Origin of the sequence: Salinimicrobium sediminilitoris (assembly GCF_020866905.1) — a bacterium.
In the GTDB taxonomy this organism is placed as follows: domain Bacteria; phylum Bacteroidota; class Bacteroidia; order Flavobacteriales; family Flavobacteriaceae; genus Salinimicrobium; species Salinimicrobium sediminilitoris.
In genome coordinates this window covers 62,745-81,639 of the sequence record NZ_JAIVCC010000002.1, presented here as the reverse complement: position 1 = coordinate 81,639, position 18,895 = coordinate 62,745, and the positions used below count along the sequence as shown (strand labels likewise).

General features: G+C 41.1%; 19 protein-coding genes. 10 read left to right on the top strand and 9 right to left on the bottom strand.

Going from position 1 to position 18,895, the window contains the following annotated elements; translation table 11 throughout:
- Positions 1-185: 185 nt before the first annotated feature.
- Complete coding sequence (locus LA313_RS02170; RefSeq protein WP_228912973.1) at positions 186-1,340, top strand: flavohemoglobin expression-modulating QEGLA motif protein; 1,155 nt, start codon at positions 186-188, stop codon at positions 1,338-1,340.
- 4 nt (positions 1,341-1,344) lie between these two features.
- On the opposite strand, the gene LA313_RS02165 is transcribed toward LA313_RS02170, so the two are convergent.
- The gene (locus LA313_RS02165) at positions 1,345-1,758 is read right to left on the bottom strand and encodes a thiol-disulfide oxidoreductase DCC family protein (protein ID WP_228912972.1); all 414 of its coding nucleotides are present in this window, start codon (positions 1,756-1,758) and stop codon (positions 1,345-1,347) included.
- A 13-nt stretch (positions 1,759-1,771) separates the two neighbouring features.
- On the bottom strand, positions 1,772-3,946 hold the full coding sequence (locus LA313_RS02160) for an endonuclease MutS2 (RefSeq protein WP_228912971.1): 2,175 nt from the start codon (positions 3,944-3,946) through the stop codon (positions 1,772-1,774).
- A 44-nt stretch (positions 3,947-3,990) separates the two neighbouring features.
- On the opposite strand from LA313_RS02160, the gene ung reads away from it, so the two are divergent.
- Complete coding sequence (ung, locus tag LA313_RS02155; RefSeq protein ID WP_228912970.1) at positions 3,991-4,656, top strand: uracil-DNA glycosylase; 666 nt, start codon at positions 3,991-3,993, stop codon at positions 4,654-4,656.
- Between the two features lies 1 nt (position 4,657).
- On the opposite strand, the gene LA313_RS02150 is transcribed toward ung, so the two are convergent.
- The 7 genes from LA313_RS02150 to LA313_RS02120 form a co-directional block, all read right to left on the bottom strand.
- Positions 4,658-5,296: a hypothetical protein gene (locus LA313_RS02150; RefSeq protein ID WP_228912969.1), complete on the bottom strand. Its 639-nt coding sequence runs from the start codon at positions 5,294-5,296 to the stop codon at positions 4,658-4,660.
- Positions 5,297-5,306: 10 nt separating this feature from the next.
- Positions 5,307-6,155 (bottom strand): substrate-binding domain-containing protein, encoded by an 849-nt coding sequence (locus tag LA313_RS02145; RefSeq protein WP_228912968.1) that lies wholly within the window; start codon positions 6,153-6,155, stop codon positions 5,307-5,309.
- Positions 6,152-8,203, bottom strand: coding sequence for a polyphosphate kinase 1 (ppk1, locus tag LA313_RS02140; protein WP_228912967.1), 2,052 nt, complete (start codon positions 8,201-8,203; stop codon positions 6,152-6,154). Before ppk1 ends, LA313_RS02145 begins: the two co-directional genes overlap by 4 nt.
- 66 nt (positions 8,204-8,269) lie before the next feature.
- On the bottom strand, positions 8,270-9,145 hold the full coding sequence (locus tag LA313_RS02135; RefSeq protein ID WP_228912966.1) for a nucleoside phosphorylase: 876 nt from the start codon (positions 9,143-9,145) through the stop codon (positions 8,270-8,272).
- A gap of 1 nt (position 9,146) precedes the next feature.
- Positions 9,147-10,082: a DUF1835 domain-containing protein gene (locus LA313_RS02130; RefSeq protein ID WP_228912965.1), complete on the bottom strand. Its 936-nt coding sequence runs from the start codon at positions 10,080-10,082 to the stop codon at positions 9,147-9,149.
- A 9-nt stretch (positions 10,083-10,091) separates the two neighbouring features.
- Positions 10,092-10,442, bottom strand: a complete 351-nt coding sequence (locus LA313_RS02125) for a translation initiation factor (protein ID WP_228912964.1) — start codon at positions 10,440-10,442, stop codon at positions 10,092-10,094.
- Between the two features lie 4 nt (positions 10,443-10,446).
- Positions 10,447-11,394 (bottom strand): isopenicillin N synthase family dioxygenase, encoded by a 948-nt coding sequence (locus LA313_RS02120; RefSeq protein WP_228913572.1) that lies wholly within the window; start codon positions 11,392-11,394, stop codon positions 10,447-10,449.
- A gap of 127 nt (positions 11,395-11,521) precedes the next feature.
- On the opposite strand from LA313_RS02120, the gene LA313_RS02115 reads away from it, so the two are divergent.
- The 8 genes from LA313_RS02115 (at position 11,522) to LA313_RS02080 (ending at position 18,825) form a co-directional block, all read left to right on the top strand.
- On the top strand, positions 11,522-13,531 hold the full coding sequence (locus LA313_RS02115; protein WP_228912963.1) for an alpha-ketoacid dehydrogenase subunit alpha/beta: 2,010 nt from the start codon (positions 11,522-11,524) through the stop codon (positions 13,529-13,531).
- A gap of 129 nt (positions 13,532-13,660) precedes the next feature.
- Positions 13,661-13,822, top strand: coding sequence for a DUF1328 family protein (locus tag LA313_RS02110; RefSeq protein ID WP_029033028.1), 162 nt, complete (start codon positions 13,661-13,663; stop codon positions 13,820-13,822).
- Positions 13,823-13,902: 80 nt separating this feature from the next.
- Positions 13,903-14,379, top strand: a complete 477-nt coding sequence (locus LA313_RS02105; RefSeq protein ID WP_228912962.1) for a lipocalin family protein — start codon at positions 13,903-13,905, stop codon at positions 14,377-14,379.
- 11 nt (positions 14,380-14,390) lie between these two features.
- Complete coding sequence (locus tag LA313_RS02100; protein WP_228912961.1) at positions 14,391-15,086, top strand: OmpA family protein; 696 nt, start codon at positions 14,391-14,393, stop codon at positions 15,084-15,086.
- Between the two features lie 63 nt (positions 15,087-15,149).
- Entirely contained in the window at positions 15,150-16,268 is a 1,119-nt protein-coding gene (locus LA313_RS02095; RefSeq protein WP_228912960.1) for an NAD(P)/FAD-dependent oxidoreductase, read from the top strand.
- On the top strand, positions 16,268-16,975 hold the full coding sequence (locus LA313_RS02090; RefSeq protein WP_228912959.1) for a methyltransferase domain-containing protein: 708 nt from the start codon (positions 16,268-16,270) through the stop codon (positions 16,973-16,975). The genes LA313_RS02095 and LA313_RS02090 overlap by 1 nt, the downstream gene beginning before the upstream one ends.
- A 9-nt stretch (positions 16,976-16,984) precedes the next feature.
- Positions 16,985-18,037, top strand: a complete 1,053-nt coding sequence (locus LA313_RS02085) for a type III polyketide synthase (protein ID WP_228912958.1) — start codon at positions 16,985-16,987, stop codon at positions 18,035-18,037.
- Positions 18,031-18,825 (top strand): enoyl-ACP reductase FabI, encoded by a 795-nt coding sequence (locus LA313_RS02080; RefSeq protein ID WP_228912957.1) that lies wholly within the window; start codon positions 18,031-18,033, stop codon positions 18,823-18,825. Before LA313_RS02085 ends, LA313_RS02080 begins: the two co-directional genes overlap by 7 nt.
- Positions 18,826-18,895: the final 70 nt, after the last annotated feature.

Here is an 18,895-nt window from a genome sequence, read left to right as displayed (position 1 = left end):
CGGCGAGATTGTAAAATATCAGTTTAACATATCAACCATAGATTAGATTTACCGGGAAAAAAGCCATTATGGTTGATTAAAGCTATTCTCACTTTTATCATTTTTTTACATCCCAAAGCTTGCGAGGTTTGGGAGAATTCCTTGTATTTGCCCGGGAAAAATTTTTAACCTGAAATTCCTCAGTAATGACCGATAAAACCCGCGATTACTATAAAACACTTTTGGAGATCGACCAAAACCTCGACCGGCTTGTGCGGGAAATCGATGTGCTGAATTATTTGAATCCGTTAAATATTGAGCAGGAAAAAAAACGCTTTTTTGGGTCTAAATTTTCTGAAGATCCTGTTTTTAAATACAGGAAATTAAAATTCGATCCATATACTCTGCAGCGACAACTATTCAGCCAGCGGCTGGAGGATATTCCCGATGAGGATATTTACAAACTTTACTACGATGCTATTTATGAGTATTCAGGTTTAGTGCAGTGCGTGGCTACAGTGGGAAAAGGAAAGAAATTTTTCTATAACTCCTTGAGGGTGTTTGAAACTCCTACAGAAAAGGATGTCAAAAATGCCAAATTCATCCTTCACTTCCACAAAGAAGAAGACGCCGAAGAAATGGTGCCCCGGTATAATGCCGATCAGGCACAGGCGTATTTTCAGGCCTTTGGAGAGCATTATCCTTTTAAATTCAAGATAAGACAGAGCAACAGTATTACGGGAGCCGCTATGGCGCTAAATTCCAGAGAGCTGGTAGTCAAGAAGAATAGAAAATTTAGCGACAATGACCTAAAAGTCCTTGCCAATCATGAGATCGGGGTCAATATGCTCACTACTTTTAATGGTTTGGATCAGGCACTAAGGATATTCTCCCATGGATTCGCCAATAATCATCCGACCCAGGCAGGATTAGGGATCTTTAGTGAATACATGAGTGACAGCCTTAGCTTAAAAAGGGTAAAAGAACTGGCCTATCGGGTTTTAGCAGCCGATAGTCTCATAAAAGGCTACAACTTCAGTGATACTTTCGATCTTTTATACAGTCAATATAAACTGGACAGGGAGACTTCATGGTTAATAAGCCTTAGAGCCCACCGCGGCGGAGGATTCACCAAGGACCATCAATACCTGCCGGGCCTTAAGAAGGTCTATGACTACTATTCTGCCGGAAAAGATATGGGGCTGCTGCTAACAGGAAAGGTTGCCCTGGAAGACGCCGAACTTATTGAGAAGCTTCAGCAGAAAGAACTGGCTCAAAAGAATACTTATTTTCCTCACTCTTTTAAAGAAAACAAGAACACAAATGAAAAGCTCAAATTCCTGCTGAGCAACCTCAAGTAAACTACTATTTTAGGAAGAGAGCCTGCAGCTCGGGAGTAGGTGTCATGCAGGTATCCTTTTTGCCAAACCAGCTGTAACGGTTATTTGCAACAAAGCTATAAATGCCATCTCTAAAACCTTCGGGAAGGGGTTTGAAATACTTAAGCCATGAATAACCTTTAAGGTGTTTGGATATTTCTATCGCTGCAGTTGACTTGTGATAATAAGCAACTCCGGGTTCAATAAGAATTACCGAATCCAGGTTTTCTGTGTCGATTCCTCTTTCATTAATGATTTGACGGCCCACATCGCTTTGAAGGGGTGCAAATCTAAAGACATCATCTACATCATTTTTGATAATTGTTTGTACCGTTTTGTTACAAAGATTACAAACACCATCAAAAAGGATGATCTTTTTATTTTCAGGGAAATTTACCATAATTTTTCTTTTTCTATTTTTTTCGTTGCACCAGTTCCAGTTGGTCCACAGAGACCGAGGTGGTGAAAATTCCGTAGTTGACTTTAGCATTTCCTTTTTCGAGGCTGTCAATACTACCAACGGCTTTACCGTCCTGCATTCGCACCCGGTCACCCACTTTTAATACCGGTTTTGGTTTTGCAATTTCTTCTTTTGTTTCTTTTTCCTGTTTTTCTTTTTTCTTCTTTCTTATTTCTTCCACCTTTTTTTTGGCTTCCTGCATCACCTTCTTTTCTTTGGCCTTTTCTACCTTTTTCTCTTTAGCCGTAACTTTCTTACGTTTGGAATTTTCCACTTCCACGATCTTGAGGAATTCGGCAATTAGCTCTTTCTTGCGTTTGTTCTGAAAGTACTTTTCGCTTATTTCATTGATCTTGTTTCCTAAATAGATCAAACGTTGATTGCTGTCATACAGCTCCTGAAAGTTCTCCAGTTTCTGCTGAATCCGGGCGTTTGTTTCTTCCAGTTTTTTCTTTTCCGACTCTGTCTTCTGTTCCTTGGTCTTTAAAGCTGTTGTCGTCTTGGAGAGTTTCGATCGTTCCTTCTGAAGGTCGGCAATACTTTTATCGAACCTTATTTTCCCACGTTCCACTTTCTTTTTTGATCTATTGATGAGGCTATAGGGAATTCCGTTTTTTTGAGCTACTTCAAAAGTAAAGGAGCTACCGGCTTCTCCCATGTGCAGCTTGTAAAGAGGCTCAAGGGTTCGTGCATCAAACAACATGTTTGCATTAATAACATGCGGCAGCTCATTAGCCAGCATCTTTAAATTGGCGTAATGGGTGGTCAAAATTCCAAAGGCTCCTTTTTCATAGAATACCTCCAGAAAAGTTTCTGCCAGGGCGCCTCCTAATTCAGGATCACTTCCTGTTCCAAATTCATCTATCAGAAAAAGGGTTTTTTCATCCACCTTTTTCAGAAAGTAATTCATGTTCTTAAGCCTGTAACTGTAGGTACTCAAATGATTTTCGATACTCTGATTATCTCCGATATCGGTAAGGATCTTATCGAAAAAGCACATCCGGCTGTATTCGTGCACCGGAATAAGCATCCCGCTTTGCACCATTACCTGAAGCAGGCCAATTGTTTTAAGGGTAATACTCTTACCACCTGCATTAGGCCCTGAGATTACGATGATTCGTCGCTCTTTATTTAATTCGATCGTCTGCGGAAAAGTTTTCTCGTTTTTCTTTCGATTATTGAGCAACAGCAAGGGATGGTAAGCATCAATTAACTCCAGTTCCCGGTCCTCCTTAGATATTTTGGGCATAACGGCATCCATTTCCATGCCGTACCTGGCCTTGGCCGCAACAACGTCTATATCGCTCAGGAAATCCTGGTAATCGATCAACAAAGGACGATACGGCCGAATGAAGTTTGTAAGCTCCTTCAGGATCTTTTTGATCTCCTCCTTTTCCTCATATTCGAGGTTGTTCAGCTCTCTTGTATAATTATAGGTAGCTTCGGGCTGAATATATACAATGCTTCCGGTTTTAGAGTTGCCTAGAATTCCGCCTTTCACCTTGCGCCGGTGCATGGCCGAAACTGCAAGAACCCGAATATTATCCACCACGGTCTCGCGTATGTCATCGAGATATCCAAGATTATTATAGTGGGTAAGAGCACTTCCAAAACTGGCGTTAATTCGCCCTTTTACGTGCCCTATATTTCTTCTTATCTCCTGAAGCAGGGGAGAAGCATCATCTTTCACCTCTCCAAAGCGATCAATCACCTTGTTTATCCTTTCAATGATTTCCGGAGTATATTCTACTGCCGAGGCTGTCTCATTAAGACAGGGGTAGATTTCCTCAAACTTTCTAAAGAATTTTATGAGTGTATTGGCAGTTTCAGAAATTGATCCAATCTTCCTGAAGCTGGAGGCTTCCAGCCGTGTTTCTTCAATTCCTAAATATTTAATTTCCTGATCTATTGCATCAAACCCATGATTGGGGATGCGACTTTCCTGCTGGTAAGAAGAGACATATTCATTCGTCTGCCTTAGCGAAAAAAGTGATGTTTGATAACTGGAAAAAGGGGCTATTTCAAGAGCTTTATCCTTTCCCGGCCCGGTAACCGTGTATCGGCTAACCTGCTGACAAACTGTGGGAAATTCCAGGTCTTGAAGAGTCTTGGCTGTAACTTTGATCATATAAAATTTCCCTATTTTTGGGAAGCCGCAATTTAACCATAATTATGACCTTTAACATTACCCAGAATTGGAAAAAAAAGTTAAATCATGAAATGGAACAGCCTTATTTCAAGGAACTTCTTCAATTTGTGACTGCAGAATATGAAGCGAATGATTGTTTTCCCCATCCCGATAATATATTCAAAGCTTTTGAACTCTCTCCCTTTGAGGAAACTAAAGTGGTAATTATTGGGCAGGACCCCTATCATGGTTATGGCCAGGCTCATGGTTTATGTTTCTCGGTTCAACCTAATACCAAGGTTCCACCTTCTTTGGTCAATATTTTTAGAGAGATAAAAGATGATTTGGAAAAACCTGTACCGGCACACGGAAATCTTCAGCATTGGGCAGAACAGGGAGTTTTGATGCTTAATGCAACACTTACTGTGCGGGCAGGACAAGCCGGTTCACACCAGAGAAAAGGATGGGAAAAGTTTACAGATGCTGTTATTTCAATTCTTTCAGAAGAGCGGGAGAATCTGGTGTTTTTATTATGGGGAACTCCTGCACAAAAGAAAGGTAAAAAGATCGATAAGAACAAACATCTTGTGCTCACCAGCGGTCATCCTTCTCCATTAGCTGCAAATCGTGGATACTGGTTTGGCAACAGGCACTTCAGCAAAACCAATGAATACCTGAAATTTTTAGGAAAAGAACCTATAGACTGGTAGATTAGAATCGGTAGCCCACATTAACTGAAGGTAACAGGATAATATCGGGAGAATTTTTGTCGAAGAGGTTTCTTCCTATTCCAAAGGAAACATCGATCAAAAATCCTTGTTTAGCCACCCATTTTCCACCTACGCCTACACCAAGACCTATATCTGTGTATTCAATTAGTACTTCTCTTTCTTCTAACTCTCCTGTTTCAGCGTCCTTGAACTCCATTTTCACTTCGTTATCTCCATTGGAAAACATCCCAAAGGCTTCTGCATAATAACCCCAGGCAGTATTTTCTTCCTGCAGGAAATATTTAAACCTTCCGGTAATAGAGAAATCCTTGGCGTAAACTTTGGAAAGGTCCACGTCCTCGCCTTCATTCTTGTTGAATACTTTAGAAAATATCTCAACCCCGGCCGAAGTATGATCGTTGATCACCCGTTCATATCCTACATCCAGGGCTCCGAAAACCAATAGATTTAAAATATTGAGGTGAACTTCACTTTTAGTAGTATCTCTCCTAAAGATCATTTCCTGTTGCAATTGCTCCTCCAGTGCGATCGTGTCTTCCTGTATTTCAATATCCTGCGCGGCTACAGGTAGGGTGAAGGTGAGTAAAATGAATAAAGTAAATCTTGTAATATAGTTCATAGTATTTTTTTTAGTGGGGGAGGAAATCAAGATTGTCCTTCATCTCAGAAATTAATCCAAGTTCTTTAAGCTGTTCCTGTACCTTGTGGATCTCCTCGACCGAAAGTTGTTTTTGACTCCAGTTGGTGATCTTTAACCACTGTTTAATATCTTCCTCCTTCTGGTCATATTTCTTTGCAAGAGCCGTTTCTATTTTAGGGATCTCTTTGAATTGACGCGTTAGATTGTTTAACGTCTTAAGCATAGTTAGTATTGCGGCCGGTTCTCTGTCCCTAAAGTCTTTGTTCACGGCAATGACAAAACAGGACCATGGCGTGGGACAATCACCTATCCTCCGGAAAATTCCTTTGTCTACCAGTGGTTTGGTAGTGAAATGTTCCCACATGAAATAACCTGCTTTTCCCGATTTTAAGGCTTCAATGGCGCCATCAATATCACCTACTACTTCAAATTCTAACTTGGAAGGATCCCAGCCAAGATTCCTCGCATTTACATAAGCCATTAAATGTGAACCCGACCCATACCTGCTAATGGCAACTTTTTGATCTTTAAGGTCTTCCAGGGTCTTGAAGTTGGATTCTGCAGCCACATGTATTCCCCAAATAAGAGGAGAAGCGATGTATTCCTGCACAATAACTGCATCATTACCGTTATGGATATCCTTTATAATACCTTCAGTAAGAATAACGGCTACGTCTATTTCTTTACTTCGCATGGCTTTGCACATGGCACCCGTGCCATCGGGAAAATCTCTCCAGGAAAGATCAAGGCCGTTCTCTTTAAATTTCCCCTCGTCGATAAGAAGATGCCAGGGAAGATTGAAATGTTCAGGTACTCCACCTACTTTTATACTTCTCATAAGGCATGCTTTTCCTTTAAATAATTGTAGATCTCATACTGCGATCTTATTTTTTTTTCTCCCGGTTGTGGCTGTACAAAATTGTTTTTTTCCTCCGGGTCCTGGATTCGGGCTTTGACATTGTCATTGAACTGGATCTCCAGTATATCTTTAAACTCCCTGGCGATATCTTTGTCATACACGGGAGCAATTACTTCTATCCTACGATCAAGGTTTCGGGTCATCCAGTCGGCGCTGCCAAAATAGAGTTCTTCATTTCCGTCATTTTCAAAGAGGTAGATTCGGCCGTGTTCCAGGAACCTGTCGACAATACTCGTCATGTAAATATTTTCACTTAGATCCTTAACACCCGGCACCAGGCATGTAAAACCTCTTACCAGCAGCCTTACTTTCACGCCGGCTTCACTGGCGTCATACAAAAGATCAATGATCTCCTTATCTTCCAGGCTGTTCATTTTTGCTTTAATTCCAGCCTTTTTACCCATCCTGGCATTGGTGATCTCTCTGTTGATCATGTCAGAAAAGGTTTTTCTTGTGGAAAAAGGTGATATGAGAAGGCGCTTTGCACGGGGAATAATTAATTCTCCCTCCAGAACAAGAAAGACTCTGGAAAGTTCGGAAGTTATTTTTTCGTGAGCGGTAAAAATAGCGTGGTCACAGTATATTTTAGAAGTCTTACTATTAAAATTCCCTGTACCTATGTAGGCATAGTCTTTAAGTTCGTTATTTTCTTCCCGGCTCACCAGCAGGATCTTGGAATGCACTTTAATCTTGGGGTAACTATAAATTACTTTAGCGCCCGCGTCTTCGAACTTTCGTCCCCAGTCAATATTATTTCTTTCATCAAATCTTGCCTTAGCTTCAATAAAAATGGTGACATTTTTGCCATTTTCGAGAGCCGAGAGCAGGGCAGAGGTCACCACAGATTCATCTGCAATTCTGTAAATGGAGATCTTGATTTCTTTTACCAGGGGATCATTAGCAGCCTGATGTATGAAACGCTCCACATACTCGAAAGACATGTAAGGAAAATGTACCGACTGGTCTTTTTTTGAAATTTCGCTGAAATAATTTTCAGCGTTTTCTAAAACAGAATGTTTTACCGGAGGTAAGTCTTCATAATGTAAAGCCGGATTATTACTGGGATCGGGAAAAGAGAAGAAGTCGCTGAAATTATGGTATCTGCCACCGGGCATCATGTCAATTTTCCCCAGTTTAAGGGTTTTCCGCAGAATTTTTTGATCTCCTTCCGGCATCCCCGCATCATACAATAATCGTGTAGGTTGACCGTCTGTTCGCTGCTTTAGGGACTCATAGATCTTTTCGGCCAGCAGCCCGTCTATTTCATCATCAATATATAATTCAGCATCACGCGAAAGTTTTATCTCATAAATTCCTTCAATTTCTTTCTGCGGAAAAAGTTCAGGAATATTGACTTTTACGATATCATCTAAAAACGTGATTTTATGTTCCGGGGTTTCAGTAGAAAACTTTATAAATCTGTCGCATTCGTCTGTCGGTATATTTACCACCCCAAATTCAGATTTATCTTTAAAAGAAACAACGAAGTAGAGGGCATTGTTCTTTAGAAAATAATCTTTCCCTCCGGAAGTGTCAAACATTTCCGTATCAATACACTCCCTGATTTTTTTGAAATACCTGCGGGCAAATTCTTCCTGGTGGTCATTATAATCTTCCCGGTGAACCAGGTAAATTCCGGCGGTTTCAAGTTCCGGAATGATTTGCTCCCTATAGATCTCGCCAAACCTGTTCTGTTGCTCCCGTACCTCTTTAAGAATTTGCTTTACCGTTTTATTTGGCTTGAGTGCAAGTTTTTTCCTAATGCTTTTCTCAACCCGTTTCATCTGCCTTAATTGAGAGACACGTACCCGAAAGTACTCATCAAGATTCATTGAAAAAATTGCAAGGAATTTTAGCCTCTCGTACAGGGGAGTGGTGCTGTTTTGTGCTTCCTGAAGCACTCTTTCATTGAAACTCAACCAGTTTAAATCGCGATGCCTTGTAATTTTCTCTTCAGGCTTTAACATAGGGAGGGATTTAGCCAAAAATACAAATATGAGGTTAGCGTGCTTTTAATATTCTGTTAAATGAAATCAAACAGAAAGCAGCTTTTCCAGTGTATATTTGATGGTGTTATCAACCGCCTTTGCCCCATCTTTCGTGAAATTTCCCGTTGCTCTGTTAGCAATGATCGCGTTTAGAGAAAGGGCTTTATGGCCCAGCATTTTCGAAAGTCCGAAGATTGCCGAGGTTTCCATTTCGAGATTAGTGATCTTTTTTCCTTTAAAGCTGAAAGCTGCCAATTTATCCTTCATGTTATCGTCCCTTAGTGGTAATCGAAGAACACGGCCCTGTGGTGCATAAAACCCAACATTTGAACCTGTAAAACCGGAGAACACCTCTTCACTCATAAATGTTTTGACCAAATTAGAATCGGCAGGAACTACGTAAGGTTTACTGTTCCTTTCATAGGTATTAAGGTGGTCTTCAATGGCCTCATTAAAATCCTGAAGTTGCACGTCATCACTCTGGTAGTAATGCAATAAACTATCAAAACCAACTGCCAGTTCGCTTATCACAATTGAATCTACAGGAATATCTTTTTGTATTGAGCCCGAGGTTCCAATGCGTATAATATTGAGGCTGGTTTTATTTTCTTTGATTTGGCGGGTTTCAAAATCGATGTTGACCAGGGCGTCAAGTTCATTGAGCACAATATCAATGTTATCTGTTCCAATTCCCGTGGAAATTACCGAAATCCTTTTTCCTTTGTAAACACCTGTTTGGGTGTGAAATTCTCTTTTTTTAATTACCACATCTACTTTATCAAAGTATTGGGTGATCTTGTCTACCCGGTTTTGATCTCCCACCAGTAAAATAGTGTCGGCAAGATGTTCAGGTTTTAAATTGAGGTGGTATATGCTGCCGTCAGGGTTCAGAATTAATTCTGAAGCTGCTAAATGATTCATGTTATAATTTTAATATGTCGTGGTTATCGGGGTCGTAAAGGAAGTCGTATTTTCTAACGCCGCCGTAATATTCATCATCTTTTAAATTCTGGTAGTAATTTTTTGTGCCGTTAAGGGCTTTGAGGCCATCATCATTTAGAGATAAACCATTTTCTGAAGACTCATAAAAAGGACTGAGTTTATCTAAAACCCTTTGCATCTGCACATCTACATAACCATAATAACCCTGGTATTGTAAAGCGTATCCTAAAAGGTGATTTACCGATGTTATTTTATGTTCACGAATGAGCTTCAAAACGTTTACCTCCAGGGTATTTAGCCCGGTTTTCACACTGGGGAACCGCTCGATATGTGCTCTGATAGAACTGGACAGATATTCAAAATTTGTAGTTTTTTTGATTTCTGAAGCCAGGCGTTTAGGGTTTTTACTACAGTAAAGTTCCCAAATAAGTTGTGCAGTTTGAATGTCCTCATCGGTCAAAGATATTCTTTGCTTATAATGCTCCTTAAGGTGTTTGGGAGAAAGCTGAGACAGGGGAGCCATTTCTTCCTCTCCCTTTAATTTACGGCTGCATACCAGCGAAAAAGGACCAATCTTTTTATTCTGAAGCAGGAAACTAATTAGAGCGAGCATATTCATATGAGAGAAAAGATCGAACTCAAACCATAAAACTACCTCGTCATAATTATTTATGGCGGCCAGCTTTACCAGTTCTGCCAGGAATTCTTTTTGATATCTATCCTCTGTGATTTTATATTTCTCGCAAAGAAAAGTCTTTCGAAGTGTTACAAACTCTTCGTCCCCCACATCCATGGAGGCAGGGCCTTCACATAACATCTCCCGCCAGGTGATGACATCTCCCGGAAGTTTTAGGTTTAGGATCTGTTCCGAAAGGTCATCTCCATTGGTGATATGTAAAATTTTCTTTTCCTCCATAAAAATATTTTAGCCTCCTACACGCTTTACCTTGTATCCCATGTCACTAAGATAACTCATTACTTTATCACGCACTTCTCCCTGAATGATGATTTCTCCATTTTTGACAGAGCCACCCACACCACATTTCTTTTTTAAGTCTTTACCCAGGGCGGTGAGATCTTCATCTGTGCCGATGAAGCCTTTTACTACCGTCACCTTTTTACCGGCACGTCCTTTTGAGCTGTAATGTGCTTCCAGGAGTTGATCCTTAGGTTTTAATGTCTCTTCCTTTTCATCTTCATGAATGTCGGGTTCAAAATCTTTGTCTGTCGAAAAGACAAAGCCCAAATCCTCCAGTCCCATCTTCTTTTTAGCCATGAAATTATTTTTTGAGTCCTATCTCGACCAGTCGCTGGTGAAGAAATTCCCCTGCAGTAATATCGGGATAAGTTTTTGGATGCTCATCATCAATACATTCTTCCAGACAATTTAGTGGCATTTCGCTGCGCGGGTGCATGAAAAACGGAATGGAATATCGGGGAGTGCTCCACTGCTCCTTTGGAGGGTTCACTACCCGGTGGATTGTGCTTCGAAGTTTGTTGTTGGTATGTCTTTCCAGCATATCCCCAACATTGATAACTAATTCATCCTCTTTTGGAATGGCGTCAATCCATTCACCGTCTTTTCTTAAAACCTGAAGACCTCCTGTGGATGCCCCCATTAACAAGGTGATTAAGTTAATGTCACCGTGAGCTCCTGCCCGTACTGCGCCTTTTGGCTCTTCGGTGATAGGAGGGTAGTGAATAGGTCGTAATATACTGTTTCCGTTGCTTGCCCAATGATCAAAATAATGTTCATTCAGGCCAATATAAAGAGCAAGTGCTCTTAGTACATAGATGCCGGTTTTTTCAAGCATCCGGTATGCCTCCATCCCTGTGTGGTTGAAGTCTGGAAGTTCTTCTACCTGTACGTTCTCAGGATATTCTTCAGTAAGATTGGCATCTTTGGAAGGTTCCTGTCCAAAATGCCAGAATTCCTTAAGATCCCCTTCTTTCTTTCCTTTAGCATGTTCTTTTCCGAAGGAAATGTATCCTCGCTGGCCCGCAAGGCCTTCAATTTCATATTTCTTTTTAGTTTCGACCGGAAGATCAAAAAAGTTCTTTACTTCTTTATATAGCTCAGAACTAAGATTATCGCTTAAAAAGTGATTTTTTAAGGCGACAAATCCTATTTCTTCGTAGGCTTTACCTATTTCGTTTACAAATTTTTGCTTTCGCTTCGGGTCATCAGACAAAAAGTCTGCGAGGTCAACACTGGGAATGTTGTTCATTTCCATAAGATCATGTTTTATATGTATCACAAAGTTAAATAAATTACTAAGAGTGCAGTGGGGTTTAGATTTTTCTTAATAACAAGGAGTTCAAATTTAATTACATTTGAGAAATCAATTCTTACTTATGGAAATTAGAGAAACTCCATTTCAACCAAATATAAAATTCGACAGGACCGGTTTTCAGGATGAGCAGCTCCTCACATTTTACAAGGCCTTATTAAAGCCGAGGCTAATAGAAGAAAAAATGCTGGTGCTGTTAAGGCAGGGAAAGATTTCTAAATGGTTCAGCGGGATTGGACAGGAGGCTATTTCTATTGGAGTGACACTTTCTCTTGATAAAGATGAGTATATCCTGCCAATGCACCGTAATCTCGGAGTATTTACAGCGAGAGAAATTCCACTTTTCAGATTATTCAGCCAATGGCAGGGAAAAGCATCTGGCTTTACAAAGGGTCGGGATCGTAGCTTCCATTTTGGCACCCAGGAATTCAAGATCGTGGGGATGATCTCACATTTGGGGCCACAATTGGGTGTGGCCGATGGAATTGCCCTGGCACACAGGCTTCAAAAAGAGCAAAAGATCACTGCAGTTTATACCGGCGAAGGAGGGACCAGCGAAGGAGATTTTCATGAAGCTCTTAATATAGCCTCGGTGTGGCAACTACCTGTATTATTTTGTGTGGAGAACAATGGCTATGGACTTTCCACCCCAACATCTGAACAATTCAATTGCGAGCATATTGCCGACCGGGCTTTAGGTTATGGTATGGAAGCCCATATCATTGACGGAAACAATATTCTTGAGGTGTACGAAAAGATCTCTCACCTGGCCGAAAGTATGCGTAAAAACCCACGACCCGTTTTAGTGGAATTCAAAACCTTCAGAATGCGCGGGCATGAAGAAGCCAGCGGAACAAAATATGTGCCCAATGAATTAATGGAGGAGTGGGCAAAAAAAGATCCTGTGGACAACTTCAAAGAATTCCTTTTAGCCGAAAATATTCTTTCTGAAGATCTGGATTCCAGTTTTAAAAGTGAAATCAAAAAGGAAATAGACGAAGATCTTAAAAAGGCCAATGCAGAACCTTTTATTGATTTTGATGAAACTAAAGAGTTAAATGATGTGTACAAAGACTTTGTGTATGAAGAAGTTAATCATTCTGAAGAAACTGAAGAGCTCAGGTTCATAGATGCAATTTCAGGAGGCTTGCGCCAATCCATGCAGCGTCATGAGAATTTGATTCTTATGGGGCAGGATATAGCAGAATACGGCGGAGTATTTAAGATCACAGAGAACTTCGTTCAAGAATTTGGAAGGGAAAGAGTACGCAATACTCCCATTTGTGAATCCGGAATTGTAGAAACAGCCATGGGTCTTTCCATAAAAGGAATGAAGGCTATGGTGGAGATGCAGTTTGCCGATTTTGTGAGTTCAGGATTTAACCCGGTTGTAAATTATCTGGCCAAAGTTAATTATCGCTGGAACCAAAATGCCGATGTGGTTATAAGAATGCCTTGTGGGGCAGGAGTTGGAGCAGGACCATTCCACAGTCAGACTAATGAAGCCTGGTTTACCAAAACACCCGGTTTGAAAGTAGTTTATCCTGCATTCCCATATGATGCTAAAGGCCTGTTGAATACAGCAATTAATGATCCCAACCCTGTACTTTTCTTTGAGCATAAGGCGCTTTATCGCAGCATAAGGCAACAGGTGCCAAAGGATTATTATTCACTGCCCCTGGGGAAAGCAGCATTATTAAAAGAGGGGGATGATATAACGGTTATCAGTTTTGGGGCTGCCGTGCACTGGGCTTTGGAAACTCTTGAAACCCATCCCGAAATAAAAGCAGATCTATTGGACCTGCGAAGCCTGCAGCCTTTGGATACTGAGGCTATTTTTTCTTCAGTCAAGAAAACAGGAAAAGTCATTATTCTTCAGGAAGATAGTCTTTTTGGAGGCCTGGGATCGGATATCGCAGCCATGATCGCTGAGAACTGTTTTGAATTCCTGGATGCACCGGTAATGCGGGTCGCCAGCCTCGAAACCCCAATCCCGTTCTCAAAAGCCCTGGAAGAAGGTTACCTTCCTAAAAAGCGTTTTGAAGATAAAATTCTTGAATTATTGAAGTATTAAGAAAGAATTGGCTGGATCTTTTATTTGTTGGGATATCTTTACAAAAAAATTGTTAAATAAGTAATAATCTTTTGTGTGGCGGGAGGTCGAAATGTAATTTAGAGTAACTAATCACTAAAACCTTAAATTATGATACGATTAATCGTTATCTTTTTAATTATTGCAATTATTGCAGCCATTTTTGGATTTGGGGGAATTGCAGAAGGTGCTGCCGATATTGCGCAGATTATCTTTTACATCTTCCTTGTTCTACTTGTAATAGCCCTTATAAGCAGATTATTTAGAAGGTAATTGTAGACGAAACAAATCCAGTGTCATTGAAAAATTAAATCGTCATGACATTGGATTTTTTATTAATCAAAAATTAAAGAATGAAAAAGATTGTTTTTTTATTTTTCAGCTTAGCTTTCTTTGTATCATGTGGCTCAAGTCGCGTAGTAGACGAAGCCAGGGAAACCATGAGAGGAGACTGGCAATTGACCAGTATAACCTATCCCGGGAATGATCAAAATGTTCAGGTGTCCCTGTTGAACGATATCCCTGCAAGATGCCTGGAAGGCAGTACCTGGATGTTCGTGTCGAATAATAATACAGGGTCCTATGAACCATCTGGTATCGGCTGTGATGGGAATGCACAATTTTTTATCTGGTCTATCGACGGAGCGGATGGAGCAATGGGAAATTACGACCTAATGCTTAAACCGACGAACGACAATTACAAATCTGAACTAGGTAACCAGGGTTACAGGATCAATCTCACTCATCTTTCGGGTGACCAAATGACGTGGGAACAAACTGTAAACTTTGAAGGAATGCCCTTTACAATTAAAATGAACTTTAATAAATAATTGAATTTACTATGAAAATGAGACAGAACAAATTATTTGCTTTTTTATTTACAGCCCTTATACTTTTTGTAGGATGTGATGCCACAAGAAATGCGAATAATAAACAAAAAGGAACCGTTATAGGTGCCACAGGTGGTGCCGTGGTTGGCGGAGTTGTTGGTAATAATGTAGGTGAAGGAAATACTGCCTTAGGAGCCATTATTGGTGGTGTTGTAGGTGGTGCTGCCGGAGCGTACATTGGAAACCGAATGGACAAACAAGCCCAGGAGATCGAACAGGAGATCCCGGGAGCAGAAGTAGAAAGAGTTGGTGAAGGTATAAATGTGACTTTTGATGAAACCAGCGGAGTATATTTTGCTACAGACAAATATGCAATCGAAGGCCAGTCCAGAGAAGCTTTAATGAAGCTTGCAAACATCTTTCAGGAATATCCCGATACCAATATACTTGTAGAAGGACATACAGATAATACAGGAAGTGATGCGTATAACCTTACCCTTTCAAAGAACAGGGCACAGGCGGTAACAAATTTCCTAACCAGCCAGGGAATCTCTCGTGGCAGGATTGAAACAAAGTGGTATGGTGAGGCCCAACCTAAGTATGATAATTCTACTGTAGAAGGACGTTCCAAGAACCGTAGAGTAGAACTTGCTATTGTAGCCAGTGAAGAACTTAAAGAAGAAGCAAAAGAACAGGCCGGCAATTAATATTCCGGTAGAAAGTATAAAACCCGGTATATGCCGGGTTTTTTTATTCCCAAGAAAAACTGAATGAGCAAGAACAGGATCATTATTGTTGGTGGCGGCCTGGCAGGTCTAACAGCAGCCATACATCTTGCTCAAAAAGGGCAAAAAATCACCCTTTTTGAGAAGGATAGTTTTCCTCATCATAAAGTCTGCGGGGAATATCTTTCTAGGGAGGTTAAACCCTATCTCGATGATTTGGGCGTTCCGCTAAATGAATTGCAACCAAAGATTATCGATAAGCTTTTATATAGCACGCCTTCTGGCCGGTCTGTGAATGTAGACCTGCCTTTGGGTGCTTTTGGAGTTAGTCGCTATGCGTTGGATAATTTGTTTTATGAAACTGCTAAAGCAAATGGAGTAGAAGTCATTCAGGAAAAGGTGCTGGAAATTAAATATTTAAAAGATCATTTTAAAGTTATTACTTCGGAAGAGGAATATCTGGCAGAATTTGTTCTGGGTAGCTTCGGAAAAAGGTCTCTTCTGGATAAAAATCTGGAAAGGAAGTTTTTTAAGGAACCGGCGCCATGGATGGCAGTAAAAAGCCATTACCGGCTGAAGGATTTTCCTGATGACCTTGTTGCCTTACACAATTTTAAAGGTGGCTACTGCGGACTCTCCCGAACAGAAAACGGTGATATTAATATGTGTTACCTGGCCACTTATGAAAGTTTCAAGCAACACAAGGATCCAGAAAAGTTCAATGAAAAAGTACTTCGGAAAAACAAGTTTTTGGATAACTTCCTTGCGGAAGCCTCTCCGGTATTCGAGCAGCCGCTTACTATTGCACAAATATCTTTCAGTAAAAAAGAAGCCGTGGAAGATCACGTGCTTATGCTGGGAGATGCCGCAGGTCTCATTCATCCGCTTTGCGGGAATGGGATGGCCATCGCAATTCACAGCGCTAAAATTGCTTCCGAAGAAATCCTTGGACATATAGAAACTGCAAATAGTCGGGAAGAAATGGAGCTGGCCTACCGGCAAAGGTGGGAAAAAACCTTTTCCGGGAGATTTTCAACAGCAGGATGGCTACAAAAGATACTGTTGAGGGAAAAACTTGCAGAAGTTTCTCAAGCTCTCATCTCAGGTTTTCCCTTTCTGCTGCCAAAGATCATTAAGCAAACCCATGGAGAACCTATTGAATAATGGTGAATACTACACATAGATCTAACCAAAAGGAGATCATGGACGATCTTGATATGCAGGGAGAAGAGCTGGAAAAAACTTTGAAGGACCTGGATAAGGTAAACCTTTGGCTTGGAGGCAATGAAATCACTGTTGAAGGGGTTAAAAAACTCCTAAAAAGTTGCTGCTACACAAGACCAATAAGGATCATTGATGTGGGTTGCGGCAACGGAAGTATCTTGAAAGAAGTAGCTGACTTCGGGCGCAAAACCGGGGAAAAATTTGAGTTATTGGGAATAGACGCCAATCAAAATGCAATGACCATTGCAGAAGAAAATCTTTCGGCTTATCCCGAAGTTTCTTTTAAAGGGATGGATGTATTTTCCGAAGAATTTAGAGCACTGGAAGCAGATATTATTTTATGTACCTTGACGCTGCATCATTTCAGCGATGAGCAAATAAAAGAGCTAATGAAGATCTTTACGCAAAAGGCCGGTCTTGGAATAGTCATTAACGACTTGCAAAGGAGCAGCACTGCGTATTACCTTTTTAAGGCTTTTTGTGCTGCTTTTGGAATAAGGAAGATCAATCGTAAAGATGGTTTAACTTCCATCCTTAGAAGCTTTAAAAAAAAGGAACTGAAAAACTTCGGAAAGGACCTCCAGGTAAGCCGGCAGGAGATCAACCCAAAATGGGCCTTTAGATATCAATGGATCTTATATAAATAGAAGAAAAGAATGAGTGTAAGAATAACGACTGTAGCAAAACAACTCCCACCATACTCCCGCGAGACCCAGGAGGTAATTCCCTTTGTAGAAACCTGGCTGGATGGACAGGAGGAAAGGTATAAACGTAAAGTGATCAAGATCTTTGAAGGAGCTGCGGTTGATAAACGATATTCCATAATGGAACCTTCGGAAGTTTTTACTGCGACTTCCTTTGAAGACAAGAATAATATCTACTCCAGGGAAGTAAAGAAGCTGGGTTCCGGGGTGCTAAAAAAGGCACTGGGGCAGGCAAATTGGGAGGCCGATTCTATTGATTTTATCATTACGGTAAGCTGTACCGGTATTATGATCCCTTCCCTTGATGCATTTCTTATCAATGAGCTGCAAATGCGGCAGGATGTCACCCGCTTACCGGTAACCGAGATGGGCTGTGCCGCAGGAATCTCGGGTATGATATATGCTAACAATTTTCTAAAAGCAAATCCCGGGAAGAGAGCTGCAGTTATTGCGGTTGAGAGTCCTACCGCAACCTTTCAGCTTGAAGATTTTTCCATGGCCAATATGGTGAGCGCTGCCATTTTTGGTGACGGTGCGGCCTGTGTTTTAATGTCTTCGGAAGAGGAGGCTGTTGGGCCAAAAATAGTGGGCGATGATATGTACCACTTCTTTGATGCCACTCATCTCATGGGATTCGACCTTACCGACCTCGGACTAAAAATGGTTCTAGATCCCGATGTGCCTCAGACCATAGCCGATCATTTCCCCGAGATCATTCACCCTTTCCTGGAAAAACATAATTCTTCCATTGAAAAAGTGGACCATCTGATCTTCCATCCCGGAGGAAAAAAAATTGTACAGACAGTTGAAGATCTTTTTGGTAAATTAGGTAAGAATATAGATGACACCAAGGAGGTGTTGCGGCTCTACGGTAATATGAGCAGTGCAACTGTACTCTATGTTCTGGAAAGATTTCTTAATCAGCCAATAAAAAAAGGGGAACAGGGACTTATGCTGAGTTTTGGACCCGGATTTTCGGCTCAAAAAATACTTTTGGAATGGTAAAGGATTTTGAAGGAAAAGATTACTGGGCCCTTGTGCTGGGCGGGAGTAGTGGACTTGGCTTTGCTTCGGCAAAAAAGCTGGCCCAACATGGAATGAATATTCTTGTAGTTCACCGGGACAGGAAAGATGATCTGCCCGAAATAAAATCGGCTTTTGATGAGATTCGCGACCTGGGCGTAAAACTGCATTCCTTTAACCGCGATGCCACCAGGAAAGACCGGCGGGAAGAGATAAAAAGTGAAATGCAGGAGATCATGGGGGAGACAGGAAAAGTACGAACCATGATCCACAGCATCTCGAAAGGAAATTTAAAATCCATGAAGGGAGAAGAACCTACCCTTCGCAATGATGATTTTCAGCAAACCATTGATGCCATGGCCATAAGTCTTTACGACTGGACGCGCCTGATCTATGACGCCCATTTATTTTCAAAAGACGCCAGGATACTTTCCTTTACCAGTGAAGGAAATAGTAAAGCCTGGAAGGACTATGCAGCAGTTTCGGCAGCCAAGGTTGCCCTGGAAGCAATTACCCGCAGTATCGCCCTGGAATTTGCTCCGGAAGGTATCCGCGCCAATTGTATCCAGGCGGGAGTAACGGTGACCCGTTCCCTCGAATTGATCCCCAGTTATGAAACCCTACGACAGCACGCTCTTAAACGTAATCCTTTTAAGCGGCTCACTACCCCGACAGATGTAGCTAACGCTGTTTACCTTTTAAGCAAGGATGAGGCAAGCTGGATCACTGGAACTGTAATCCCGGTAAATGGAGGGGAACATCTTAAGTAGTTAGTAGTTAGTAGTTAGTAGTGAATAGTTAATAGATAACCTAAAAATTGATGGCTTCTGCTTATTTTTT